Genomic DNA, 26,553 nt, shown 5'->3' with positions numbered 1-26,553 from the left:
CACATTATTTTAGCTATATTTAAGCCACTATAATTGCCACACATGCAATAGGACACTAATGAACTCACTACAGCACATAATTAACCGCCGCGATTGGGAAAACCCTATTTCGATGCAAGTTAATCAAGTAAAAGCACACAGCCCACTTAATGGTTTTAAAAGCGTTGACCATGCCCGTACAAACACGCAATCACAAAAACAAAGTTTAAACGGCCTGTGGGATTTTAAATTATTTGATAAACCCGAAGCGGTTGATGAGTCATTACTAAGTGAGGCACTCGCCAGCGACTGGCAAAGTATTCCTGTGCCTTCTAACTGGCAACTACACGGCTTTGATAAACCTATTTACTGCAACGTTAAATACCCATTTGCCGTAAACCCGCCATTTGTACCAAGCGATAACCCAACAGGTTGCTACCGCACAGAGTTTACTATTACGGCGGAGCAATTAGCTCAGCGAAACCATATTATTTTTGAAGGCGTAAACTCGGCGTTTCACCTTTGGTGTAACGGACAATGGGTGGGCTACTCGCAAGATAGCCGCTTACCCAGCGAATTTGATTTAAGCGAGCTGTTAGTGGCTGGCACCAACCGCATTGCGGTTATGGTTATTCGCTGGAGCGATGGCAGTTACTTAGAAGATCAAGACATGTGGTGGCTAAGCGGTATATTCCGCGATGTTAATTTACTTACTAAACCGCAACACCAAATACGCGATGTATTTATAACCCCAGATTTAGACGCCTGCTACCGCGATGCCACTTTGCATATAAAAACCGCAATAGATGCGCCAAATAACTACCAAGTAGCAGTACAGGTTTTTGATGGTGAACAGGCACTGTGTGAGCCACAAATACAAAGCACTAACAATAAACGCGTTGATGAAAAAGGCGGCTGGAGCGATGTTGTTTTTCAAACAATTGATATACAAAGCCCTAAAAAATGGACCGCCGAAACCCCAACCTTATACCGCTGTGTTGTAAGCCTGCTAGATGAGCAAGGCATTTCAGTAGACGTAGAAGCCTACAACATTGGCTTTAGAAAAGTAGAAATGCTCAACGGGCAGCTTTGCTTAAACGGCAAACCGCTGCTTATTCGCGGTGTTAACCGCCACGAACACCACCCTGAAAATGGCCACACAGTAAGCACCGCCGACATGATTGAAGATATTAAGCTAATGAAGCAAAATAACTTTAATGCAGTACGTACCGCTCACTACCCTAACCACCCTCGTTTTTACGAGCTGTGTGACGAGCTAGGTTTATACGTAGTAGACGAAGCCAATATAGAAACTCACGGCATGTTCCCAATGGGTAGGCTTGCAAGCGATCCGCAGTGGGCTGGCGCATTTATGTCGCGCTATACGCAAATGGTTGAGCGCGATAAAAACCACGCCTCTATTATTATTTGGTCATTGGGTAACGAATGCGGGCACGGTGCCAACCACGATGCGATGTACGGTTGGTCAAAAAGCTTTGATCCATCGCGCCCAGTGCAATACGAAGGTGGCGGCGCAAATACTACCGCTACCGACATTATTTGCCCAATGTATGCCCGTGTCGATAGCGACTTGAAAGACGATGCTGTACCTAAATATTCTATTAAAAAATGGTTAAGCCTACCAGGCGAAACGCGTCCACTTATTTTATGTGAATACGCCCATGCAATGGGTAACAGCCTAGGTAGCTTTGATGATTACTGGCAAGCATTTAGAGAATACCCTCGCCTGCAAGGCGGCTTTATTTGGGATTGGGTAGACCAAGGTTTATCTAAAACTGATGAAAACGGTAAGCACTACTGGGCTTACGGTGGCGATTTTGATGATGAACTAAACGACCGCCAATTTTGTATAAACGGCTTATTATTTCCAGATCGCACACCGCATCCAAGCCTGTTTGAAGCTAAATACAGCCAGCAACATTTACAATTTACACTGCGTGAGCAAACTAAAAACCAATACACCGTTGATGTATTTAGCGATTATGTATTTAGGGCAACCGATAACGAAAAACTGGTTTGGCAGTTAATAGAAAATGGCCAATGTGTAGAGCAAGGCGAGCAAGTTATTAATATTGCTCCGCAAAGCACGCAAACGCTAACTATTAATACAAAAACGGTGTTTAAAGCAGGTGCGCAATATCACCTTAATTTAGATGTAGCACTAATTAACGACTCAAGCTTTGCAACTGCCGAGCATGTATTAAACACCGAGCAATTTAAGCTTATAAATTGCCAAAGTTTAAGCGCTGATGCATTTTCACCTGCTTTAGCAAACGCCTCAGCACATGGCACTGTAAATATTAGTGAAACCGACACACAGCTTAGTATTGAAGGCGGCACCTTTAAACTTGTGTTTAATAGCCAATCAGGCCTTATTGAGCAATGGCTACACAATCAAACCCAAGTTATTAAAAGCCCATTGCTTGATAATTTTTACCGCGCCCCGCTTGATAACGACATAGGCGTAAGCGAAGTAGATAACCTAGACCCTAATGCATGGGAAGCGCGCTGGCTAAGAGCGGGTATTGGGCAGTGGCAGCGTACATGTCGCTCGTTTGAAGTAGTGCAATCAAAAGTAGATACACGTATTAAATGTGTATTTAGTTATGAATTTAATGACGCAGTACAAGCAAAAACAACTTGGCTATATACACTTAATAATACCGGTGAAATTAGCTTAAATGTTGATGTACAACTCAACGATACTTTGCCACCTATGCCACGCATAGGGTTAAGTACAACGCTTAATAAACAAAGCGATACACAAATAAATTGGCTTGGTTTAGGCCCATTTGAAAACTACCCAGATCGCAAAGCGGCTGCGCGTTTAGGTTATTACAGCGCGCAACTTAATGAGCTGCATACACCGTATATATTTCCAACCGATAACGGCGTGCGTAGTGATTGCCAATTACTTAGCGTTAATAATTTAACCGTAACCGGTACATTTTTATTTGCCGCCAGTGAATACTCTCAAAGCATGCTTACACAAGCAAAGCACACCAATGAGCTAGTAGCTGATGATTGCTTACATGTACATATTGACCATCAACATATGGGGGTTGGCGGCGATGACTCGTGGAGCCCAAGTACCCATAAAGAGTATTTACTAGAGCAAAAACAGTACAGTTATTCACTTACCTTTTCTGCTAAAGACTAAAGATTTTTAGTATAAAAAAAGCCGCTAACATAAAAGTTAGCGGCTTTTAGTTTTATAATACTTATAAGTGCTTAAGCAACTGCTTGCTCTAAAATTTCGCGGCTTTCTTTTAGCGTAATTGCTTGGTTTTCACCAAGTGCTAGCATGCCATGCGCTTCAAGTTTACCAATAATATTGTCAATAGCGGCGGCTTTGTCATCGCCATGTTCAGTAAGCACAGTGGCTACATCTAAGCTGTGGTAAAACGCCTCAATTGCTTGAATTGTTTGCTCTGCTAAATCATCAGATTGCGCTAGGCCAAATACGTTTTTACCCATTTGCTCTAGCTTCGCTTTCTTAACGTCAAACTGGTTACGTAGCAAAGAAGGCTGAACAATAGCAAGTGAACGTGCATGGTCAACACCGTAAGCGGCTGTAAGCTCGTGCCCAATCATGTGTGTTGCCCAATCTTGTGAAACGCCTGAACCAATTAAACCATTAAGTGCTTGGTTTGCAGCCCACATTAAGTTTGCACGCCATGCATCGTCTTGGTTTTCAAAGTTATCGCCCAGCGTTTTAAGCGTTCTTAAAAGTGCCTCTGCATAACCTTCTTGTACTAACGCATTTTGTGGGAAAGTTAAGTATTGTTCACAGGTATGTACCCACGCATCAACTAACCCGTTTACAAGTTGGCGCTGCGGTAATGTTTTCATTACATCTGGGTCCATAATCGCAAATTTAGGCAGTACTTCAGGTGATGCAAACGGTAGTTTTTGTTGTGTCGCTTCTTTACTAACAACCGAGTTCTGATTTGATTCAGAGCCCGTTGCAGGTAACGTAAGTACAGCCCCCAGAGGTAGAGCTTTTGTGATTTTGTATTTACCCGTTAATATATCCCAGCCTTCACCGTCGTATAATGCGGCCGCTGCAACATATTTAACGCCATCAATTACAGAGCCGCCGCCTACACCTAATACAAAGTCGATATCTTGTTCTTTACAAATGTTTACGGCTTGATCTAGTACCTCAACAGTTGGATTTGCACCAACGCCCGAAAACTCGACCCAATCAAAACCTTCAAGTGCGGCAACAACTTGGTCGTACACGCCATTTTTTTTAATAGAACCACCGCCGTAAACGACTAATACTTTTTGATCTTTTGCGATCAAATCAGTTAGTGATGCAATTTGCTGTTGGCCGAACTGAATAAGTGTTGGATTTACGTAGCTAAATTTCATTATTTTGCTCCTAGGTGACGGTTAAATACTAAGTAGAGTACTTAGTTACTCACTAAACTAAATTTCAATGAGTGCATATTAGTGGCAAAACAAACATTAAAAAAGCCTAATAAATGCCTAAAGCTTGCCTAATACTGCCAATGTTGTTATTTTACGCAAAATTTGTACGACACAAGGTTTTTTAATGCCCACTATAGCCAGTATGTTGCAGCAATACGCCGAACAAAATGATTTGCTCAACTTTGAAGGCGTAACGAAAACGATTATTCCCGGTGTTTATTTTCATCGTGCGAGTAAAAGCTCACCTCGTCAGCCACTCATTTATAACTCTGGTATTATTTTAGTTGGTCAAGGGCATAAAATTATTCATTTTCCTGATCATCAAATAAAATATGGTGCAGGCGACTACCTTGTTTTGGGTGTCCCCGTCCCCCTTGAGTGCGAAGCCTTTACTGATAATGGCCTACCGGTAATGGGCGTAGTAATAGATATAAACCCAGTAACATTGCATAAGTTAGTAAACCAAATGGGCGAATATACCCCGTTTACTTCTGGGCAAATGAGCGGTGTACAATCAGCAAAAATAGATGGTGCTATGGAGCAAGTAACTCATCGTTTATTAAGCGCACTTAATAACCCTTTAGAGGCCGAAATTTTTGGGCAAGACATAATAAAAGAGCTGGTATACCGTGTACTTTGTGGCCCTCAGGGTCATACCTTAATTGGCCTTGCTATGCACGATGGGCACTACGCCCGAATAGCACGAACGCTTTCTACTATGCATAAAAGCTATGCAGATCAAATTACGGTTGAAGGCTTGGCTGAAGAGGTAAATATGAGTGTGTCGTCGTTTCATCGTGCCTTTAAACAAGTGACCTTTGAATCGCCATTGCAATACTTAAAAAAGGTACGTTTAGCAAAAGCAAAAGAACTCATTACAAACAACGGTAGTAAAGCAAATGAGGCCGCATTAAAGGTAGGTTACACCAGCCCCTCGCAGTTTAGCCGTGAGTTTAAGCGCCACTTTAATAAAACGCCAAGCGAGGTCGTACCTCAATTAAATAGCTAAATGAGTGGGCTCTGCTAATATAAAATTATGTAGTATTTTTATCTTGCGCCTATGGCTTACAAAAAGTTTAATGCACTTTTTCTACCTAACACTCTTAAAACGCAACTAAAAAGGTATTTGCTGTTAGGTCTTATTTTTGTTTTTTCTAATCTTTTATTTAATAAGTCTGCATTTGCAAATCAACATTGTGAAATTAACCAAATTAGTCCACAAATCACTTCAGTAAACACATTAAATAAACAAACGCCTTTAAGACTAAAAATTCAATCTGGCAGAGTTCAATACGCTGTAAATTGCCAGTTACAGCAAGCTGGTGTTCTTAGCTTTAACCGCTCTACCCTTGAGCGCTTTGAGTGGCGTCAAAACGATGAAATACACAACCCAATTAGATACAACAAACCAGCTTATTTTATCGACTCAGGTGCAACAACCGCCCTATTAACTTTGTATTCTCCAGTCGAGTTTCGCCCGGTATTTAAGTGGCAACCAATGCCTGTATTTATACAAAAAAGCCAACAACAAAACCTAATTTTAGGGCTGTTTTACGGCTTGTGTATCACCCTTATATTGTATGTATTAATTATGGGGAGCCGCCTTAACGACGATACATTTAAGCTCTACAGCTTATACATTTTTTGTATTGGTGGCTTTATTCTTATGCAAGAAGGGCAGCTGTATTTATTTTTAACCTCGCAGCACAGTAGCAGTTTATTTAACATATACCTTTTATTTATTGGCCTATGTGTTCTAAGCGCGACATGGTTTATTTGCGCTCTTTTACAAATCAAAACAAGCTGGCCAAAAGTAGATACTGCCTTAAAGTGTTTTGCTGCAGTTGTCATGTTATTTAGCGTTTTACAAATACTGTTTAAAACCCCTCAAGTATGGGCTCTTTTAAGTAAAGCTACAGGCTATGTAACGCTTTGTATTGTAGGGTGTTTTTTTGTGCTTTCTGCTTTGCAAGCACGCAAAGGCATTCGTGAAGCAACACTGGTGTTTATTGCTCTAAGCTTTGTATTTGTCAGTATGGTTTTTAGAATATTATTAATAGACGAAAGTCCATTTATGCGTCGCTACGGGTTAATTATAGCTTTTGCTGTAGAGTCGTTTTTACTCGCTGTGGCGGTTTCAAGGCGTATTAGTCGGATGAGGATTGCAAAAAAACGCGCCGAAACCGAAGCCGATTATGATCACCTTTGCGGTATTTTAAACCGTAGGGGGTGGTGTAAAAAATCGGCAGATTTAATAGAGCATCATATAAAAAGTGGCGGTGTGCTCTGTTTAATTTATATAGATTTAGATGACTTTAAACAAATAAATGACAATCACGGTCACGCCGTTGGAGACCAAGCACTGTGTAAAGTTGCTCACCACTTAAAAGCTATTGTGCGCAGTAACGATGCCATAGGGCGTTTAGGAGGTGATGAATTTGTAGTACTAGCGCACTTTTATACTAAGGCTCAGGTAAGTCCAAAAGTTCATTTTTTAAAAACTGAATTAGCCAAACTCTTTATTGATCATAATACTGAACAATTAGCCATAAAAGCGAGTGTTGGTAGTGCTGTATTTAGTGACCCACCTAGAAATATTGATGACCTTTTAAAAGCTGGCGATGCTGCTATGTACCATGAAAAGCTAAAAAGAAAAGCAACACCGCTTACGTTAGTCGATTTATAAAATCGTCAAATTTTTCACATAAAAAAACCACTAAAAGTGGCTTTTATAAAAGTTATACTTTTTTAAATAAAACCTCGGGGTTAACCATGGTTTTCATTTCGAGCACATTGCCATTAGTATCTTCGATAAAAAATGTTTCTTGCTCAAATTCATCGCCAATGAATCGACGATATGGCTTATCTAGGTATTCTAAGCCAGCATCTTCTATACGTTTTTTTAAATTGTTAAATTCATCTTCAGATAAGTGAATGCCAAAATGAGGAACCGCCACCGCCCCCATATCTACATCATGGCGAACAGTAGGTAATCGTTCAACGCTTTGGTGTAATGTAAGTTCGTTACCCCAAAAGTCGATGTCGACCCAACGACCCTCTTCACTATTACCGGTTTTACAACCGAGTACGTCACAATAAAATGTTTTAGCTACTTCTAAGTCGCCGGCCGGAATTGCCAAATGCAAACAATTAGACATAAATTACCTTTGGTTATTTCTTAATCTTTAATAAGTTTTCTATATTATACATAAATTGTAATTTACATTACACAAAACACTTTTTTTGAGCATATTTAAACCTTACGGTAGCTTTATTTGATTTTTTTAACTATTCACTCGCAATAGTAAGCACTGCTTTTAAACATTCCCGAGTTACTTTAAACTAATTGCCCTATGCTTAAATTCTTCCTCGTAAAATTCATCGCTTTTTTTATTGGCTGCTTACTGTGCTTTGTATTGCACTCTGTATTTAATATACCTGCAGTTATTGCTGCATCCTCAGTAGGGCTTGCGGGCTCATTTATTCCTTTTTCTCAGTTATTTAAAAACCACCCGAGCGCTGCTATCTATGCAGGGAGTTTTGCAGGCATGTGCTCATCGAGTTTAATTAGCAGCTACTGGGAACTGGGGTTTATTTCACTTATAGGCGCATTTTTGTATGTACTTACTTTAAATTTATTTTCTGGCTTTGGGGGGAAATTAGGAAGTATTGCATTTGTAAGCGTTGCTGTATTTGCTCTAGCTAAAGGTTCTTTTTTATGGCAATAGAATACCCTGCCATTGCATTTTGCGGCGCTTTACTAACATTTTTATTTGCCAAACATAAGCCTTTTAGCCCTGTTAGCGCCTCTTCCAGCTTATCTATAATTGCTTACTATTTTTTTTATTATTTTAACTTACAACCCGAGCTTTATAGTGCCATTTTTTTTGGTGGTACATTTATTGGTATGAGTGCGCCAAAGCGTTTTGGTGTGTATACAATAACCAGTGCAGCAATGATTTTTGCGATCTTCTTTGAATATTTAGTTCCTAAAATTAATAATTATGGCGGAGCACTGGGTATTAGTGCTTTTTTATCTGTATGTGCTTGTCATATATTTATTTTATTTGGGGCGCCACGTAGTAAAAAGCGATAAATAGTTTAATCCCTAACAAACTCCACAGATGCAAACGTTCAAAAAACACCCAAAAAAACCTGATCCATTGTAAAAAAACGCCCGTAACGTTACGAGATTGTTAATTACATCTCACACAGAAGGATCAGGTCATGAACAAATTACTGAAGGTATGCCTCATTACATTTCCCTTGTTGCTAGCACAAGGGTGTAATGACGATGATGACGATAACACCCCTGTACAAGTTGAGCCCGAATCATCTTCAACCATTGTTGATGTAGCAAGAGACGCGGGTAACTTTACCACTTTAGTTGCAGCATTAGAGGCAACAGGTTTAGACGATACTCTTGCCGACACTAGCCAAGAATTTACTGTTTTCGCTCCTACCGATGATGCCTTTTCGCTACTTGGCGAAGACACAATAAACGGATTGCTAGCAGATACAGATACACTTAGTTCAATACTTACTTATCACGTAGTTTCAGGTAGCGTTAACGCTGAAGCAGCAATTGGTCTTGCTGGTACAACGGTTGACACTGTAAACGGCGGCAAAGTCGCTTTATCGTTAAATGGCGATAGCTTGTTAATAAACACAAGCACAGTAACCATGACTGACATTGCAACTGACAATGGCATCATTCATGTAATTGATGCAGTACTTATGCCTATCGCCACTGCTGAAGCAGCACCAACTACCAATATCGTCGAAACAGCACAACAGGCAGGTGGATTCACCACGTTACTTGCTGCATTAGACGCTGCGGGTTTAACAGCAGCATTAAGCGACGAATCAGCACAGTTCACTGTTTTTGCACCCACCGACGCGGCCTTTGAAGCCGTTGGTAGCAAAATGATCAATACGCTTTTAGCAAACCCAGATGTACTTGGCGACATTTTAAAGCAACATGTTTTGACTGGCGCGGTTGATTCGGTAACTGCTATGTCATTAAATGGTCAATCTGCAGAAACGCTGCTAGGCAACGCTCTTCCAATTACAATTAATGCCGAAACAGACATGCTAATGTTTGGCGGTGCCAATATTGTGGTTAAAGACATTGCTACAACTAACGGGGTGATTCATGTAATCGATTCAGTTATTGTGGCTGATGTAACACTGCCAGAAAGCTTTGGTACAATTGCTGATGTTGCCAGCGATAATGGTAACTTTACAACACTGATTGCCGCACTAGGTGCTACAGGGTTAGACACTTTAGTTGCTGATCCTACCAATACATTTACAGTATTTGCTCCTACCGATGACGCTTTTGCAGCGCTTGGCCAAGACACTATTGATGCACTACTTGCAGACACTGATACACTTCGTGATATTTTACTTTACCATGTAGTTGCTGATGCAAGCGTTTTATCTGACGCAGCAGTCACCATTGCAAATAGCGAAAATAATAAAGTGGAAATGGCAAATGGCGATATGGCCGCCCTATCATACGTAGACAGCGCACTGTTTATCAACGACTCTGCCGTCACTACGGCAAATGTAACAGCCGATAATGGTGTAATTCATGTACTCAATAAGGTTATTATGCCACCAGCCGAAGTAGGCACACCTACCAAAACAATTGCTACTGTTGCAACAGAAACAGACGCACTTTCAACATTAGTGACAGCCTTACAAGCTGCTAACTTAGTTGATACGTTTAATGATACGACAAAATCGTTCACCGTATTTGCTCCAACAAACGCCGCATTTAATAAAATCCCAACGGATACCTTAAACGCGCTACTCGCTGATACAGATGCATTAACCGGCGTATTAACGCAGCACGTTTTAGGTGCTCAAGTAGGTAGTACAGATGCGTTTGCAACAAACGGTAAAATGGTCACTACGCTTGCTGAAAACATGATAAGTGTAAACATTGTCGACTTTACTAGTACCACCAATGCTGCAACAGACAGTGTTGCATACGATGCAGACAACGCACGCTTAGTAACAGGCATGGCTGATAGCACTGCCGGTAAAACGCTTTACGTTTTTGACAACGACTTAGGTGAGTCAATGAGCGTATGTGAAGATACATGTGCTACAACGTGGCCACCAGTGCTGGGCACAGCGGACTCTATTGAAAACATACCGGGTTTATCACTTATTGCTCGTGCAGATAGCACTATGCAGGTTGCATATCTAGGTCGTCCATTATACACCTACTCAGGCGATACTGCTCCTGGCGATGAAAATGGCCAAGGTGTAGGCAATGTTTGGTGGCAAGTAAGCTTACCTGCAACTTCATTGCAAGTTGCAGGTAGTAACGTAACAACTACCGACATATACACTAGCAATGGCGTGGTTCACTTGATTGATACAGTCATTACTACTGCACAATAGTTTCTTTCCTGAGACAACAAAGTTAAGAGTGGATAACCACTCTTAACTTTTATAACTCACGTCATTATCATTGTTTTTCTGCGAACTAGTTGGGTAGCCAAATAAAATACTTAGCTTAGCTTTAAACCCTTTTGCTGTATAAGTTTGTTTAATTAAATGCCACCATTGATGAAATGTAATTGTGACTGGATTATTACTATTTAACTGCCCCACAATGCCATACTTACATGGCTTATTAGAGTCTTCTTCAACAAATGTACCAAACAACTTATCCCAGATTATAAGTACGCCTGCAAAATTTTTATCCAAGTATTCTCGGTTTATAGCGTGATGAACACGATGATGCGACGGCGTATTGAATACGCTTTCAAACCACCCAAGTTTTTTAACTATTTGTGTATGCACAAAAAACTGATATGCCAAGTTTAACGCAACAACTGTAAGTACCGTTATAGGATCAAAGCCGACTAAAATCATAGGTAACCAAAATACCCACATACCTGCTAAGGGATACATTAAGCTTTGCCTAAATGCCGTTGTAAAATTCATTTTTGTAGAGCTATGATGCACAACATGTGCAGCCCATAACCAATGAATGTTATGCGACGCCCTATGAAACCAATAATACAAAAAGTCTTGAAATATAAAGGCAAACAAAACAGTAAATACCGAGAGCTCTATATCGAACACGCGGTATTCATATAACCAATTAAATAATGGCATCAGTAATATTAAAGAAACCGCATCAGCACCTTGGTGCAATAACGCCAAGGCCGTATTCGCCATGCTGTCTTTTATATCGTAAAAACGCCTGTATTTAATAAATTCAACACTAACAAATACTAAAAAAATGGGACTAAGTGCAAGTAAAATTACTTCAATGGTCATATTGTGCCCTCTTAAAATAATGCTGTAATCTTTTAAGTGCTTGCGATATATCATGTTTAACAAGTAACTTTATTAAGCTATCCGGCATCCACCATGGTGGCCTAAAGGCGATACAATACCTAAGCGCTGTAGCTGTATTACCTTCATACTCAATGGGAGTTAAATATATGTCTCCTTGATGATTCTCCACCGGCTTATCACCCATTATGCGGTAACAAATATGATTACTGCTGGCGTGTATAATTTGTTCATTAAAAGCAACAAGCGGCGTTTTAACTTGCCTTATGGCACCTGCCCCACCTTTCATTTCACCTTTATTGTGGGGTTTTAATTGTGAAAATTGAGCATTAAAAAAACGCCCTAAATAGGCATGTTCCAGCAATACAGCCGCCACCTTCTCAGGCGGAGCAAATAAAGTGCATTTTAAATTTATAGAAACCATAAGTGACCAATACTTAAAATAAGGCCTCTAGCATAATAAAATTTAACGTGGCAAACTTGCTCATACGCGATCATTTTTTAGCTTTAGGCGACAAATGCAAACCATTGCCGATCATTACTTTTCTAGTATTCTTGATTATTTACAAAGCCAAGGTTTAAATAATCAAGATGCTCTAAAGGCAATTAATTTTACTGAATTTAGTAATCGCACAAAACAACAACTATCACCACGCATAAGCCTAAAAAGCTATAACGCCTTGCTTAATTATGCTCAAAATACACTTAAAGATCCTTTATTTGGCTTTAGACTAGGTCAGCATATTCGTACGGCTGACTATGGCGTTTTGGGATATTTAGTCGAGTCAAGTAACGGATTAGGCAACGCTATACAAGCGCTTTTAAATTACGACCGCTTAGTGGCCAATATAGGTCAAGCACAATTTGAGCAACAAAAAAGCCAGGCAACTATCCGCTGGTTTCCCCATGCTAAATGTAATGAACAAGTAGTATTAAGAAATATGACAGCTTGGGTGAGTGTTGTACGCCAATTACTCAATAACAAATTATCACCGACACAAGTTAGCTTTCAATATCACTTTACTCAAGCGCAAATAAATACGCTAGCAACATGGTTTAATTGCCCAATTTTAACCAATGCAAAACACAACGAAATTTGTTTTCCGAGTAGCTATTTAAACCTGAACTTTAAAACTGATAACGCTGCTATTTATTTAGCACTAAAGCAAGTATCTGATCAGCAATTAAGTCATTTTACTAACCAGCAAAATATAACTGAAAATGTCAGCCAAATTTTAATGGCAAAGCTCGATTTACAAAACTGTACGTTAATACGCACTGCAAATGCCCTAAGTATGACACCACGCACCTTGCAACGGCACTTAAAATTGCACGGTACAACGTTTGCCCTCATGCTTGAAAACGAGCGAAAGCGACGTATTAACGAACTGCCTAATAAACCTAATTTAGCACAGCTAGCATTGCTACTCGGATTTAAAGATCAAAGCTCTTTTAATCGTGCTTTTAAACGCTGGTATTCGTGCAGCCCACTAGAATACTTTAAAACGAAGAAGGGGTAATTTTACTTTGATTTACTTTTATTAAACATTTAAGTTTATATTTCAGACAATATTATTTAAACTCAACCAATGTTGGCTAAAAAAGACTTTTTTATGTACCTGCGTGTTGTAATTAGCGCCTTTGTATTTATGTTTTGTACTGCGGTAAATGCAATGAGTACAGTAAACTTTATTGCCGAAGATTTGCACCCTTATCACTTTAAAAACGAGAATGGCCAAGCCGATGGCGCACTTGTTGATATAGCCAAAGCCGTTTTAAAAATCACACCATTAAACGCTAAATTTGAAATAATGCCCATGGCGCGCGCATTTCACGAGCTTGAAAGTAATCCAAACACTATTTTACTTTCTTTATTAAAAACTCCTACGCGCACAAATAACTTTAAATGGTTAGGCAGTGTTTATTTTACCGACGCTTACGTGGTTAGCTTAAAAAGCAATAAAGCACAAGCCACACACTTAAACCACACTAAGTTTTATAAAATAGGCACTATTCGCGGGTACTCAAGTGCTAAGTATTTAAAGCAAATGGGCTTTAAAGAAGACAAAAATTTAGTATTGGTGAGCTACTACCAGCAACTTTGGCAAATGCTTTACAAAAAACGTATCGACTTTGCCTTAATGAATACACTCACATTAGAAAACGAGTTAAAAATGTCGGGCTTAGATCCAAACCTTATCACCAAGCGCATTCACTTAGATGACTTTCCTTCAATGCTTTATTTTGCCAGTAATAAAATGCTTGAAGAAAGTACAGCCAACGCCATATCGCAAGCACTTGTAATAATTAAGCAAAACGGTGAGTACGAAGCAATTTTAAACAAATGGAAACTTCCGCTTCCTACCACTGCCAATAAACTGTAATAAATACGCACTACAATTTTAGTAAAGCTGATAACCTAACTTGGCTATGCGAACAATTAAAACACCGCACGGTATAACGCTTAACTATCAAGATGAAGGCAATAAACACTCTCCTACCGTTATTCTAATAATGGGTTTGGGTGCTCAGATGACCGTATGGCCAGATTCACTATACTATGGTTTGGTTAACAATGGCTTTAGAGTTATCCGTTTTGATAACCGTGATAGCGGACTGTCGACTCATTTGGATCATTACCCCTCTCCTAGTTTAATGAAATCTTGGCTGAGTAAGCGCCTTCCCATACAAAGCCGAACTCCTTATTTGCTCGACGATATGGCAAACGATGTATTGGCGCTTATGAGCGCCCTTAAAATTAAAAAAGCCCATTTTGTTGGCGCATCCATGGGTGGAATGATTGCCCAGCTAATTGCGGCGCAACATAAAAAAAAGGTACTGAGCTTAACCGCTATTATGTCAAGTTCAAGCTTGCCAAGGCTGAGTGCCAAAAGCATTGGCGTATTTATTAAGCTTGCCAAATTAAAACCAAAAACACCAAGCCGTGATGAAGCAATTAATTACAACATTAAACTAAACCAACTAATTGGCAGCCCAGCTTACCCACAAACAGAAGCCGCCCTTCGGCTTCATGCAACACAAATAGTTGAGCGTTCAAACAACCCTAATGGCTACAAACGCCAGCTCATTGCAATGGCTGCCAGTAAAGATAGGCAACATTTAATTCGAAAAATTAAAACACCTACATTGGTCATTCATGGTAGTCATGATGTAGTCATTAGTGTGGATGAAGGTAAAAAAACGGCCATGCTAATAAAAAAGGCAAAACTAAAAATAGTGCCTGGTATGGGTCATAATTTTGCACCAGAGCTCATGCCAAAAATGACAAAATGGCTCACAAAGCATATTAAAAAGGCACAACGTAAATACATTAAAAAAAAGCTTAAAAACCACATTGGTATAACCAAATATAAAAGTAAAAAATAAAAAACACAGCAATTGGTAATGTTGATATTTTAAATTGGTATGTTAGATTAACGTTAATCAAGGTCGATATTGTCCTTCATTAACATCATCACACAGAGACAACAATGAAAAACCTAACATCTACTTTTAAACTCACAGCACTGGCTGCTGTTACTCCGTTGCTGTTTATGGGCTGCGCAAATACAAGCACACCTATTGATAGCAATACACCTGTTCCTGCATCAAAGTTTGATTTATCACAATGGAAAATAAACGTACCTGTTGATTTAAACAACGACGGTAAAATAGACACAATTGATGTTGAAGAAATTCAAACTTACGCGCACCCTGATTTTTTCTACCTTGATGATCAAGGTTATATGGTATTTACCTCGCCAAATAAAGCGCTTACCAGCGCCAATTCTACTAATACCCGCAGTGAACTAAGACAAATGATCCGCGGCACCAATACCAAAATAAAAACTAAAAATTCAAAGAATAACTTTGCCCTAGCTGTACACCCTCTATCGGAGCGCTTTGGCTCGGTAGGCGGAAAAATGGAAGCCACGCTAAAGGTGGATCATGTCGCGCTTCGCGCTAACGATCCTAATAAAAAAGCCGCTTATTCTGTGGTGGTAGGGCAAATTCACGCAGGTAAAGATCAAGCCCTAATAGATACAAAACTGGGTTTTGGCTGGGGTAACGAACCACTTAAAATTTATTACAAAAAATGGCCCGGCCATAAAATGGGCTCCGTATTTTGGAACTACGAACGTAACTTACCAAAAACAGATCCTAACCGAACTGATATTACATACCCAGTGTGGGGAAACACGTGGGAAAACCCTAATGATCCGGGTGTTGAAGGTATAGCGCTTGGTGAAGATTTTAGCTATACCGTAAACGTACATGGTAATGTAATGCACCTTACCTTTAGCGCAAAAGGCAAAGAGGATGTTAACTACTCAATTAACTTAGGAAACAATGTTGATGCCTACGGCAAAGTGGACGACAAAGATCACCCGCATGGTTATGCTGCCGATTGGCATTATTTCAAGGCCGGTGCTTACAACCAATGTAGTACTAAATCGTCTAAAGGTATTTGGTACCCTGGCTGTTTAGGCACAGGCGAGTGGGCACTCGACAAACAAAACGGTGACTACGCACAAGTGAGCTTTAAAAAGTTAATATTAAGCCCATCCACTAAGCCGTAAGTGTTGCTGTAGTTAAGTAGTTTTTAAGTGATGTAAACAGTGGTGAAGGTAAGTTATTAATATCGCACCAGCGCCACTGTATACATTTATTTGGCTCGTTTAGCACAGGCTCACCACCTTCGTAATCAGCTTTTACGTACAAAGTAATGTAGTGTTTTTTTTCAGCACTAAAAATATCGTTAGTAAAATCAAGCTTAGTTATTTGACTAATATTTAGCCCTGTTTCCTCAAATACCTCGCGTATTGCACACTGCTCAACGCTTTCGCCAAATTCTAAATGTCCACCCGGCGTTGCCCATGTATTTGCACCATGCGCACCAATTCGCTCACCTAATAAAATAGTGTTTTGTCGCATAATAATAACGGCAACACCCACTCTAACGTCGTTACTCATACAATTAATTCCTTACAAATATTAGGCCATGCTGAGCCGCGCGCCTTAATTTGTCAAACTCACTGCTGCTGCGTATTAACCATGTGATTAACTTTTAGCCGACCAAGGTCGAATAGCCTAGGCACATAAAAAAGCCTACCTTTTGTAAGGTCTCTCATACATATTTAGTTTTAGGAGCCTATTATGTCAGGCCTGTATAAACAGCAATACACGAGCTTTAAACAAAACCCAGCCCAGTTTTGGCTAGAACAAAGTAAAAACATCCCCTGGTACAAAACACCAAACCAAGCATATACGCAGGATAAAAACGGCCTTTATCATTGGTTTAGTGATGGACAATTAAATACCAGCTTTCTAGCGCTCGACCAACACGTAATTGCAGGCTTTGGTGACCAAACTGCGCTGATTTACGACTCGCCTGTTACCAATACAAAGCAAACTTATACTTACAATCAACTACAAAAAGAAGTCGCTAAATTTGCAGGCGTAATAAAAGCACTTGGTGTACAAAAAGGCGATCGTGTAGTGATTTACATGCCCATGATCCCACAAGCTGTTATTGGTATGTTAGCTTGTGCTCGCTTAGGCGCTATACACTCCGTGGTATTTGGTGGGTTTGCAGCGCATGAACTTGCCGTTCGTATAGACGATGCAAAACCTAAACTCATACTGAGCGCTTCTTGCGGTGTAGAGGTCGATAGCATCATTGAATACAAGCCACTTATTGATGACGCCATAGAGCTTGCCAATCATAAAATAGATCACTGTATTATTTATCAGCGCGACCAAGTTACTGCCAATATGGTCAACGAACGCGATATAGATTGGACACACGCAATGCAAACCGCACAGGCGGCAGATCCAACACCTTTAAATGGCAACGATCCACTTTATATTTTATATACTTCAGGTACAACAGGCGCCCCAAAGGGTGTTGTACGTGAAAATGGCGGGCACGCCGTAGCGATGAACTACAGTATGAAAACTGTTTACGGTATGGAGCCAGGCGAGGTATTTTGGGCCGCCTCAGATATTGGCTGGGTAGTTGGGCACTCTTATATTGTGTATGCACCATTAATGTACCGATGTGCAACCGTATTATATGAGGGCAAACCTGTGCGCACTCCCGACGCCACTGCTTTTTGGCGAGTAGTGGAAGAATATAAAGTAAGCGCCTTATTTAGTGCCCCCACAGCATTTAGAGCAATCAAAAAAGAAGATCCTAATGCTGAAGGCTTTAAAAAATATAATACCTCTAGTTTAAAACGATTATTTTTAGCAGGCGAACGCCTCGATCCGCCCACATACAATTGGCTAAAAGAGAAAACTCAACTTCCGGTACTCGATCATTGGTGGCAAACCGAAACAGGCTGGGCCATTGCGTGTAATCCAGTAGGAATAGAAACATTAACAACCAAACCTGGCAGTTCAACCGTACCTACACCGGGGTTTGATGTTCGTATACTCGACATGGACGGTAATGAATGCGCAGCTAACGAACAAGGGGCCGTAGTTATAAAACTACCTTTACCACCCGGATGCTTACCCTCTATTTGGCAAGACACAGCCCGATTTAAAGCCAGTTATTTAAGTGAATACGAGGGCTACTACCTCTCTGGCGATGGCGGATATATAGATGAAGACGGCTACTTGTTCATAATGGGCCGCACTGATGACGTTATAAATGTTGCAGGCCACAGACTTTCTACCGGCGAAATGGAAGAAATTGTAGCGGCTCATCCTGCGGTTGCCGAATGCGCTGTATTTGGTGTTAACGACCCACTAAAAGGCCAGCTCCCAATGGGCATGATTGTACTTAAAAATGACTTTACAGGGTCAAGCGAAGAAGTCGAAAAAGCACTTGTTGCCTCAGTGCGCAATCAAATTGGCGCCATAGCGTGTTTAAAAAATATAGTTAGCGTAGAGCGCTTACCTAAAACTCGTTCCGGAAAAATACTACGTAAAAATTTACGCCAACTTATTGATGGCGACGAACTACAAATACCTTCAACCATAGACGACGCGAGTATTTTTGAAGAAATAAACCAACAACTTACTATGCGTTAGTCCAACCAAACAAAGCCACTTTATAATTAATAAAAAGTGGCTTTGTTTATTAGGACATGGGTATATAGAGAGTTAAAAAGGAGTTAACTGAAACAAATAAGAGAATGTAGGTAAACGCTTAGTCACTTTTTAATAACAAACAGTGATTATAAATATAGGCTCAATAAAATTTTACCTCTATAATGATAACTAAATGTAAATTATTTTTTAAAAATCAAGGTCTAAATATGTTTGTTTTAAGTTCAACCTACTCGATATTGAAAAACGAAAATGACCAACTAAAAAAAGAAATTGAGAGTTTACGTAATAAAAATACAACGCTTATCAATGAAAATACTTCTCTAATTGAAGAGTTAAATAACCCAAATAATAATGAAGATCATAGTTTCACTCACTCATTACTTTCCAGCTCTATAAATGGTGTTGCTCAAATCGAAGATATAAGACAAACCGTATTGGGCTCTTACTCTAAAATTGATGAAGAAAACAAAGTAAGCGATAAGATAAACACCCTGCTCGAAAAATCAAATAGCTCGCTAAATCATATTGTCAAAGAAATGGATTTAATGACCAGTAAAATGGGAAGCATGACTGAAAACATTTCAGGCCTAGCTAGCATGGCCGGTAAAATCAGTACGTTTGTTTCAACAATTAGTAAAATATCAGATCAAACAAATTTATTAGCACTTAACGCTGCTATTGAAGCTGCCCGTGCGGGTGAAGCTGGCCGAGGCTTTAGTGTTGTAGCAGATGAAGTAAGGGTGCTAGCAACAAACACGAATAAGTCAGCGCAAGAAGTGGCCGACCTAGTAAAAGAAATTATTAACAAAACAGATGAAACAGTGGTATCAGTAGAAGGTATTAAAGAAAATAGTTCGCACCTAAGTGATAATTTTGATGCACTGAATACCGATTACACTTCAATTATCGATTTTTGTAACAACATGAAAAATACGATTTCTCAGGCTGCTACGTTGTCGTTTATTCAAACCGTTAAACTAGATCATGTTGTATGGAAAGGTGACATTTATGCAGTAGCAAATGGCCAAAGCAACAAGTCAGTTAATGACTTTAGCGACCATACAATGTGCCGATTAGGCCAGTGGTATAGTTCAGAGCAGTCTGCTGAATTTAAACACACCAATGCATTTAAACAATTAGAAAACCCGCATAGTGAAGTGCATAAAAATGGTGTTGCGGCTCTGCACTCAATTCAAAATGGCGATAAAGAATCTGCAATTAAGCATATTCATAAAATGGAAGCAGCCAGCGAGCGTGTGATGCATCTACTCGATGAGATTTGTTAGCCCCAGCTAAGTACTAATGAACAAGCTATTAAAATGATTTAAATTTTAATAGCTTGGCTTATAAGTTAGTCTTTAATTTTAACCTGCACTCTTTTTTTATCACATGTATAGATTGTTTAAAGCGCCCTGTTTAAAACTGTAATAATAAGTAAGAAACTGTTTAGCTTACGTAAAGCAATGTAAAGGAACGTCCAAACATTAAATAGGTCAGTTAATGTTCAGTTTCAGAGGTTAATACTAAGCCTAGTTATGTAACAACATAAACGAGGCACACTATGAAACTTACATTTTTACTATCGGGTATAATTGCCATTAGCGCGCTTTCAAGCGCCGCAATTGCAGCGCCCAACGAGCGAGAAGCTCATAAAAATTATAAGCACGAAAACCCTAAACGCATTGAGTATAAGCGCGATGAACGTCGCCATGAAAAAAAACTACGCATAGAGCATAAAAAAGAAAAGCGCCAAGACCGTAAAAAAGAAAAGAACAAGCAAAAAAAGCAGCAAGAAAAGCGTAAACAACTACGTTTCGACAATCATAAATATAACTACCTAACTAATAGGTATAAGCCGCGTTATTACAAAGAAAATAGATACATAAGGCACTTGCCAAGAAGAAGTACCTCTATTTGGTTTAATGGAATTTCATTTAGCTTTAATGACGGCATTTACTACCGAAAAGCTAAAAAAGGCTATCACGCTGTGATGCCACCTCGCGGACTGCGCATTAAAAAACTTCCTAGACATTATTCGCGTATGAAACATCGAAACACCACATATTATGCTTATCAGAACGTTTTTTATATTGCTGATAACGGCGGCTATAAAGTGGTAGATGCGCCAATAATTCAGCGCAACAAAGCTATTAAAATTGGCAACGTCTTCGACTATAGCTTAGGGCAAGTTTACGATGAACTACCATCGTCAGCTGAGCCAGTTACCATAAACTCTCAGCAATATTTTAAATACAACGATATTTACTTTTTGCCACAAATAAATGGTGACGAGATACAATACCTAGCAATCAGCTTAGGCTGAGCATTATTTAACTACTTAACCTGCCTACAGGTTAAGTAGTACTTTATTAATATTGATTTCAGCAATCCTCCTATAAAATTTTCTTTTGTAATCCCCCCTTCTAAAAACATAAAACGTTTATTTAGTGAACAATTTTAATTTTAGCTCCGTATGTCTGTTTAATATTTGTAAATAAAGCGTTTATGACCTAAACCTAAATAGAGGCTTTATAGAGGAGCTCCACTTATGCCTACAACAAAAACAATTGAAAAAAATACCGAATTTGCTCGCTGTATAGAGTGTAACAAAGTAGATACGTTCGCTGCTTTTCACTGGTTAGCACTTGCGTTTAAAGATATGACCCGAGCCCCGTTACTTACTGTAATTTATGGCCTAGTGTTTAGTATTATTCCTGCAGCTATTATCTACTCTGCATTTTTTGCACAAAGCGTATTTGTAATTTTACCCGCCACTGTTGCGTTTGTTTTAATTGGACCCGCTTTCGCAGCCGGCCTATACGACGTAGCATGGGAACTCGAAAAAGGCCACAAACCCACTTTTAGGCATTCGCTAAAGTCGATGTTTAGAAACCCAGTTGGAGAGTGGGGGTTTGCAATATTATTACTCGTAATAATGATTGCGTGGATGCGCATTGCCGCCCTTGTTCATGCTTTATACCCTAACTACGCTAACCCAACATTTGAAGAACTGTCAGCATTTTTAACGCTTGGTACAATTGCAGGCGGCGTTTTACTCGTGTCTGTTTTTTCAGTGTCTGCATTTACACCACAAATTATGATGGAAAGACGCGTAGACATAATGACAGCTATCGTCTCATCTATTAATGCCGTTAAAAATAATTTTGCGCCAATGGTTGTTTGGTCAATATGCATTTTCCTAATGGTTGCGCTTGGTTTTGTAACTGGGGCTGTTGGGTTTATTGTGATTATGCCACTACTTAGCTATGCAAGCTGGCACGCATACATTGCAGTAATCAAAACTAAAAAAGCCAGAAAATACGAATAGTTAACTTGTGCCACGATCTGGTGAAACTTGTTTGTGGCACAAATAATACTTTTCCCCTCCTCCCTTCATTTAAATGCCCCGATTTTTTTAAAAAGTCATAATCAAACATCCTCACTTTAGTAGCTATACTTTTTAGCGCCTGATAAAGTAATTTTACTGTATTAAACATAATGACTTAAGGCACCTTATGGCAAATCAATTTAACGTTCTGGATACCCGGTTACAATTATGCTGTGGGAATGGCGGGTATACTCGCGAGGGTTTTTGCTATGTACCAAACTCTGATCGCGGTAATCATAGTGTGTGTGCAATTATGACCGAAGAATTTTTACAGTTTTCGAAGTCACAAGGTAATGATCTCATAACGCCCAATCCACTTTACGATTTTAAAGGCTTAAAAGCTGGCGACAAATGGTGTTTATGCGCAATAAGATGGCTTCATGCGCAACAAGCAAACGTTGCGCCGCCAGTAATCTTGCAGGCCACTAATAAAAAATCGCTTGAAGTAATACCGCTTGAATTACTAAAGGCACATGAATACACCCGTTAAAAATATTCTAGTTTAGTTTCAGCAAATCTGTTTGGTCTGCAAATTTTACAAAAAGATGCAGACTTTTCATAACCACCTCATATTAATAAAAAACCAAACAAAAGCAAAAACACAAGCGACTGATTTAAAACAATTTTATTTAGTTTAACTTTCGGCATATTGATTGCTTCATACAATTATCACGTATTTATTACGTAAAGGACTACGTGAAAATATTAAATAGTTAAGTAGGAGAAGTTATGAGCAATACAAATAAGCAAGCTAAATTTACTGCACCAGGTATGAGCAACGAATCAGCTGAAAAAACTATCGCAGCCTTAGATAACCGCATGGTTGCACTTATAGATCTTCAATTAACACTAAAACATATTCATTGGAATGTTGTTGGTCCTAATTTTATAGGTGTGCATGAAATGCTAGACCCTCAGGTTGAGGCTGTGCGCGAAATGACAGATACAATAGCCGAGCGTATTGCCACTTTAGGCGGCATACCAGTAGGGACACCTAAGTCAATTGTTGACCGCCGTACATGGAACGAATATTCATTAGGTAAAGGACTTGTTACCGAGCATTTAGGCGCGTTAGATAAGGTGTACAACGGCATTAATGCCGATCACCGTAAAGCCATCGAAGCGGTATCAGATTTAGATCCAGTATCTGAAGATATGTTAATAAGCCAACTTGCCGATCTTGAGCAATTTCAGTGGTTTGTAAGAGCACACATAGAGTCAGCTACTGGTGAATTAACGCAATAATACCTTTATTACCTAAGTACCTTAGCCCAGCATTTTTGCTGGGCTTTTTGTTTAAATCATAAAACAAAATATCACTAAGGTATTTGAGCCGTGCAAGAACTTGTGGCATAAGAATTAACCTACTAGTATCAGTAAGTAGTTTTCAATATTGGTACAAATTAGTATGATAAGTTTTAATACCCCTAAACAATTTTGGCTTTTTTCTTTAATCTTTTTATCAGCCTGCGGTTCAGGCAGCAGTAATACCAAAGTTCCGCAATCAAATACAAGTGAAAGTCCGACTCCAATTACACAAAACAATATCGAAGATAATTACAACATTATTATTTATGGCAATAGTCACAGCAGTCAGTTAGGGCGGATCATTGAGCATATAATCGAAAACCAATACCCAGATAAGCCAGTTCAAACAACCACAGTGTCGGGACCTTTTTTAGATAATATTGTGAGTAATAGGGCAAACGTAGACAAACTTAAAAACAAAAATCTAAGCCATGCCATTTTTCAAGGCCAAAAATACTCTCAGTCTGGTTTAACAACTTACCCTACTGATGCCGCTGAGCATTTAATTTCATCAGCTAAGGCACAAAATATCACACCTATTTTATTTCCTGAACACCCACAAAGAGGCAACCCTGAAGAAGGCCAGCGTGTATACGACTTACATTTATCAATAAGCGCTAAACAACCTAGCTGCGTAGCTCCTATTGGCCTTGTTTGGAACAGGCTTTTAGTGTTAATGCCAAATGCAAAACTACATATGGATGATGGCAACCATGCCTCTTATGCAGGCAATGTATTAACAGCAATGACTTTTTCAGAAATAATTACTTCACGACCCGCCGATATCATGAAATTTGACCCAACTATTAATTTGTCAAAGCAAGAACAAGCTCTATTTGGTCAAGTAGTTACCGAAGTGCTTAATTTATATCCTGCTTGTGGTGTAAGCTAATCTAATTATAAATCTATTTTTGTGTTTTAAATTTTTTACTTTAATTAAAAATAAAATGTCAGATTATTCTCATTGTTATCGACTAATAACATAACAATCAAAAGGAGAGTAATTATGAATACATTAACAGTAACCCCACTACATAGTTTACCCGCTAATAAAGCTAATCAATGGCTTCAAGACGGTTTTTCACTTTTTAAGCAAGCACCTGTAAAACTTTTTTTATTTTTACTGCTTCCTTTAATTATTGAAGGTATTTTTCAAATACTACCCGCCCCTTATGGCATGCTAGCCTCCAAATGGGCTGCCACTTTTGTAGGCAGTAGCGCTGTTATCGTCATTCACCATCTGGCCACTCATAAAGTATTTTCATTAAAGTCGATTTTTAAAGCTAAAAACTGGCTAAGCATGATTCCGCTTTCAGCAATTTTAGCATCTGCTTTTTTTATTCAGTTATTTGTAGCAAAGCTTTTACTAGGAAATGATGGCATAAATTTACTTTTATTTTTATTTTCGCAGCCTACTGAAGTTACCCAATGGCAACTAGGTATTATTTTTGCCTCGATTATTCCTGTTACACTGCCTGTCAGTTTTGCAAGCTATTGTGTTTTACTTGGTGAAAAAAACGTACTTCAAGCATTAAAAAGTAGCCTAAATGCTTTTTTCTATGCGTTTAAACCAATGTGTTTAATCGCGCTAATTTCTTTCTTAAGTCTATTGTTAGCTCCTTATACTTTTTTATTAAGTGCGATTATTACGGGTCCTATACTCACGTGTATAAGCTATATTGCTTACAGAAGTGTATTTATCAAAAACAAGGAAGACTAGTGGAAAAAAGGGATCATATTCATGAGATACTATTGCAATACGCACCTTTAATGGCGCGTATTGCTGCAACACATGAAGCAGACCAAGCACTTAGAGAGGACCTACTGCAAGATATATCGTTAGCTGTTTGGCATGCAGTAGAAAACTTTAGAGGCGATTCAAGTATGAAGACCTTTATTGCTAGGGTCGCACACAACCGTGCTGTCGATCATGTTTTAAAAGAAACACGTCGCCAAGATCGTCATAATTTAAGCGACCCTTTACTTGACTTGGTTAGTACTAATTCTCACCAACACAGCGATAACACGTATGATTTAATGACAGCAATGAGACGACTACCATTAAAATTTAGGCTAGTTATTTCTCTTCAATTAGAAGGTTTTAACCAAGCCGAAATAGCACATACGCTAGGTATAAACGAAGCGAACGTCGCCAAGCGTGCTAGCCGCGCACGTGTGCAACTTCAAAAGCTAATGGAGCAATAATAATTATGGATCCACTATTAGAACAATGGCAAAAAGACTATAAAAGTGCGACTCCAAAACTGGATACTGCCGCACTACTGAGCCAAATTACATCGGCAAGAAAAAAACAATCAATTAAAGCATGGTTAGACTTAGTTGCAGGCGCATTTGTTAGCTTATTTTGTATCTATGCATTAATTTTTGAAGCAACTAGTACTCCTGAGCAAGTGTTGTATGCAATTTTAACTCCGCTTCCAATTGGGTTTTCAATATGGGCATTTATTCAGCGCAAAAAGCTAATAAAAACATACACCCTAGATGTTAATGGTTTACTACTTTTTAAAAAGCAGCAGCTCATTAATCAAATAAACTATTGGCGCTTAAACCTTATAGGCTGTTCTATTTTGTGGGCTGCGCTTTGCATCACTGCGGCCGTGAGCATTTTAATGTATAACCACACAACAATATGGCTCACACAAGTAGGTATTGGCACTTTGGTACTAATTGCCACACTAGCTCGCTTCATTCATGTAAAGCTAAATTTTGAAAGTAAGCTAAAGCTAATTGAAAGTTTAAAGTAGATTTTCCAGCTTAAGCTACTCAATAAGGTGTTTACACCAAAACTGTAAACTAAATTAAATATCTAATGATATTTAAAATCCATTAAAATAAACAATATATAATTGTTTGGTTGGTTTAATTTCAAAGGTACAGTGATTACCGCTACTATACCCAATAAAGGTCCGTTAAATTTTTATAATTGATTAATTAACCTTCCAACTTATTTTTATTGAGCTTAATGTAAATCAATAACTTTTTGTAAATGGCGGGCTGTCTATAATAAAGCTAAC

General features: G+C 39.0%; 25 protein-coding genes. 20 read left to right on the top strand and 5 right to left on the bottom strand.

The window, feature by feature from the left end; genetic code table 11:
* The first annotated feature begins 58 nt into the window (after window positions 1-58).
* Window positions 59-3,160: a beta-galactosidase gene (locus P20480_RS11135; RefSeq protein ID WP_008128902.1), complete on the top strand. Its 3,102-nt coding sequence runs from the start codon at window positions 59-61 to the stop codon at window positions 3,158-3,160.
* 71 nt (window positions 3,161-3,231) lie between these two features.
* On the opposite strand, the gene P20480_RS11140 is transcribed toward P20480_RS11135, so the two are convergent.
* A complete protein-coding gene (locus P20480_RS11140) occupies window positions 3,232-4,377 on the bottom strand; it encodes an iron-containing alcohol dehydrogenase (RefSeq protein WP_008128900.1) in 1,146 nt (381 codons plus the stop codon).
* Between the two features lie 184 nt (window positions 4,378-4,561).
* Here P20480_RS11140 and P20480_RS11145 point away from each other — a divergent pair, with 184 nt between their 5' ends.
* A complete protein-coding gene (locus tag P20480_RS11145) occupies window positions 4,562-5,446 on the top strand; it encodes an AraC family transcriptional regulator (RefSeq protein WP_008128897.1) in 885 nt (294 codons plus the stop codon).
* Between the two features lie 51 nt (window positions 5,447-5,497).
* Window positions 5,498-7,123, top strand: coding sequence for a sensor domain-containing diguanylate cyclase (locus P20480_RS11150; protein ID WP_008128895.1), 1,626 nt, complete (start codon window positions 5,498-5,500; stop codon window positions 7,121-7,123).
* Window positions 7,124-7,175: 52 nt separating this feature from the next.
* Here the strand turns inward: P20480_RS11150 and P20480_RS11155 are convergent, their stop codons facing one another.
* Entirely contained in the window at window positions 7,176-7,595 is a 420-nt protein-coding gene (locus P20480_RS11155; protein WP_006791832.1) for a VOC family protein, read from the bottom strand.
* Between the two features lie 195 nt (window positions 7,596-7,790).
* On the opposite strand from P20480_RS11155, the gene P20480_RS11160 reads away from it, so the two are divergent.
* The 3 genes from P20480_RS11160 (at window position 7,791) to P20480_RS11170 (ending at window position 10,854) form a co-directional block, all read left to right on the top strand.
* Window positions 7,791-8,165, top strand: coding sequence for a hypothetical protein (locus P20480_RS11160; RefSeq protein WP_008128891.1), 375 nt, complete (start codon window positions 7,791-7,793; stop codon window positions 8,163-8,165).
* The gene (locus tag P20480_RS11165; RefSeq protein WP_008128889.1) at window positions 8,156-8,533 is read left to right on the top strand and encodes a hypothetical protein; all 378 of its coding nucleotides are present in this window, start codon (window positions 8,156-8,158) and stop codon (window positions 8,531-8,533) included. The genes P20480_RS11160 and P20480_RS11165 overlap by 10 nt, the downstream gene beginning before the upstream one ends.
* Window positions 8,534-8,664: 131 nt before the next feature.
* Window positions 8,665-10,854, top strand: coding sequence for a fasciclin domain-containing protein (locus P20480_RS11170; RefSeq protein WP_008128887.1), 2,190 nt, complete (start codon window positions 8,665-8,667; stop codon window positions 10,852-10,854).
* A 42-nt stretch (window positions 10,855-10,896) separates the two neighbouring features.
* On the opposite strand, the gene P20480_RS11175 is transcribed toward P20480_RS11170, so the two are convergent.
* Entirely contained in the window at window positions 10,897-11,742 is an 846-nt protein-coding gene (locus tag P20480_RS11175) for a sterol desaturase family protein (RefSeq protein WP_008128886.1), read from the bottom strand.
* Window positions 11,732-12,184, bottom strand: coding sequence for an SRPBCC family protein (locus P20480_RS11180; RefSeq protein ID WP_033025315.1), 453 nt, complete (start codon window positions 12,182-12,184; stop codon window positions 11,732-11,734). The genes P20480_RS11175 and P20480_RS11180 overlap by 11 nt, the downstream gene beginning before the upstream one ends.
* Before the next feature lie 94 nt (window positions 12,185-12,278).
* Here P20480_RS11180 and P20480_RS11185 point away from each other — a divergent pair, with 94 nt between their 5' ends.
* From P20480_RS11185 to P20480_RS11200, 4 genes are all read left to right on the top strand, one after another.
* Window positions 12,279-13,280, top strand: coding sequence for an AraC family transcriptional regulator (locus P20480_RS11185; RefSeq protein WP_008128882.1), 1,002 nt, complete (start codon window positions 12,279-12,281; stop codon window positions 13,278-13,280).
* A gap of 69 nt (window positions 13,281-13,349) precedes the next feature.
* Complete coding sequence (locus tag P20480_RS11190; RefSeq protein WP_008128880.1) at window positions 13,350-14,144, top strand: substrate-binding periplasmic protein; 795 nt, start codon at window positions 13,350-13,352, stop codon at window positions 14,142-14,144.
* Between the two features lie 46 nt (window positions 14,145-14,190).
* Window positions 14,191-15,147 carry an alpha/beta fold hydrolase gene (locus tag P20480_RS11195; protein ID WP_033025313.1) on the top strand — a complete coding sequence of 319 codons (957 nt, stop codon included), beginning with the start codon at window positions 14,191-14,193 and terminating at the stop codon, window positions 15,145-15,147.
* A gap of 104 nt (window positions 15,148-15,251) precedes the next feature.
* Complete coding sequence (locus P20480_RS11200) at window positions 15,252-16,340, top strand: polysaccharide lyase family 7 protein (RefSeq protein ID WP_008128874.1); 1,089 nt, start codon at window positions 15,252-15,254, stop codon at window positions 16,338-16,340.
* Here P20480_RS11200 and P20480_RS11205 read toward each other — a convergent pair.
* On the bottom strand, window positions 16,330-16,734 hold the full coding sequence (locus P20480_RS11205; protein ID WP_008128871.1) for a nucleotide triphosphate diphosphatase NUDT15: 405 nt from the start codon (window positions 16,732-16,734) through the stop codon (window positions 16,330-16,332). The genes P20480_RS11200 and P20480_RS11205 overlap by 11 nt on opposite strands.
* A gap of 183 nt (window positions 16,735-16,917) precedes the next feature.
* On the opposite strand from P20480_RS11205, the gene P20480_RS11210 reads away from it, so the two are divergent.
* From P20480_RS11210 to P20480_RS11250, 10 genes are all read left to right on the top strand, one after another.
* On the top strand, window positions 16,918-18,801 hold the full coding sequence (locus P20480_RS11210) for a propionyl-CoA synthetase (protein ID WP_008128868.1): 1,884 nt from the start codon (window positions 16,918-16,920) through the stop codon (window positions 18,799-18,801).
* 227 nt (window positions 18,802-19,028) lie between these two features.
* Window positions 19,029-20,108 carry a methyl-accepting chemotaxis protein gene (locus tag P20480_RS11215; RefSeq protein WP_008128866.1) on the top strand — a complete coding sequence of 360 codons (1,080 nt, stop codon included), beginning with the start codon at window positions 19,029-19,031 and terminating at the stop codon, window positions 20,106-20,108.
* Between the two features lie 275 nt (window positions 20,109-20,383).
* Window positions 20,384-21,145, top strand: a complete 762-nt coding sequence (locus P20480_RS11220) for a DUF6515 family protein (RefSeq protein WP_008128863.1) — start codon at window positions 20,384-20,386, stop codon at window positions 21,143-21,145.
* A 225-nt stretch (window positions 21,146-21,370) separates the two neighbouring features.
* Window positions 21,371-22,150 (top strand): DUF2189 domain-containing protein, encoded by a 780-nt coding sequence (locus P20480_RS11225; RefSeq protein ID WP_006791813.1) that lies wholly within the window; start codon window positions 21,371-21,373, stop codon window positions 22,148-22,150.
* Window positions 22,151-22,337: 187 nt separating this feature from the next.
* The gene (locus P20480_RS17955; RefSeq protein WP_033025309.1) at window positions 22,338-22,700 is read left to right on the top strand and encodes a DUF2237 family protein; all 363 of its coding nucleotides are present in this window, start codon (window positions 22,338-22,340) and stop codon (window positions 22,698-22,700) included.
* 239 nt (window positions 22,701-22,939) lie between these two features.
* Window positions 22,940-23,455 (top strand): DNA starvation/stationary phase protection protein Dps, encoded by a 516-nt coding sequence (dps, locus tag P20480_RS11230; protein WP_006791810.1) that lies wholly within the window; start codon window positions 22,940-22,942, stop codon window positions 23,453-23,455.
* Window positions 23,456-23,618: 163 nt separating this feature from the next.
* Entirely contained in the window at window positions 23,619-24,410 is a 792-nt protein-coding gene (locus P20480_RS11235) for a hypothetical protein (protein ID WP_008128852.1), read from the top strand.
* 114 nt (window positions 24,411-24,524) lie between these two features.
* The gene (locus P20480_RS11240; protein WP_008128850.1) at window positions 24,525-25,238 is read left to right on the top strand and encodes a hypothetical protein; all 714 of its coding nucleotides are present in this window, start codon (window positions 24,525-24,527) and stop codon (window positions 25,236-25,238) included.
* Complete coding sequence (locus tag P20480_RS11245; RefSeq protein ID WP_008128847.1) at window positions 25,238-25,723, top strand: RNA polymerase sigma factor; 486 nt, start codon at window positions 25,238-25,240, stop codon at window positions 25,721-25,723. The genes P20480_RS11240 and P20480_RS11245 overlap by 1 nt, the downstream gene beginning before the upstream one ends.
* 5 nt (window positions 25,724-25,728) lie before the next feature.
* Complete coding sequence (locus P20480_RS11250; protein WP_008128846.1) at window positions 25,729-26,283, top strand: hypothetical protein; 555 nt, start codon at window positions 25,729-25,731, stop codon at window positions 26,281-26,283.
* Window positions 26,284-26,553 lie beyond the last annotated feature (270 nt).

This window comes from Pseudoalteromonas sp. BSi20480, assembly GCF_000241365.1.
GTDB classification, from domain to species: domain Bacteria; phylum Pseudomonadota; class Gammaproteobacteria; order Enterobacterales; family Alteromonadaceae; genus Pseudoalteromonas; species Pseudoalteromonas marina.
This window is presented reverse-complemented; position numbering and strand designations above follow the sequence as displayed.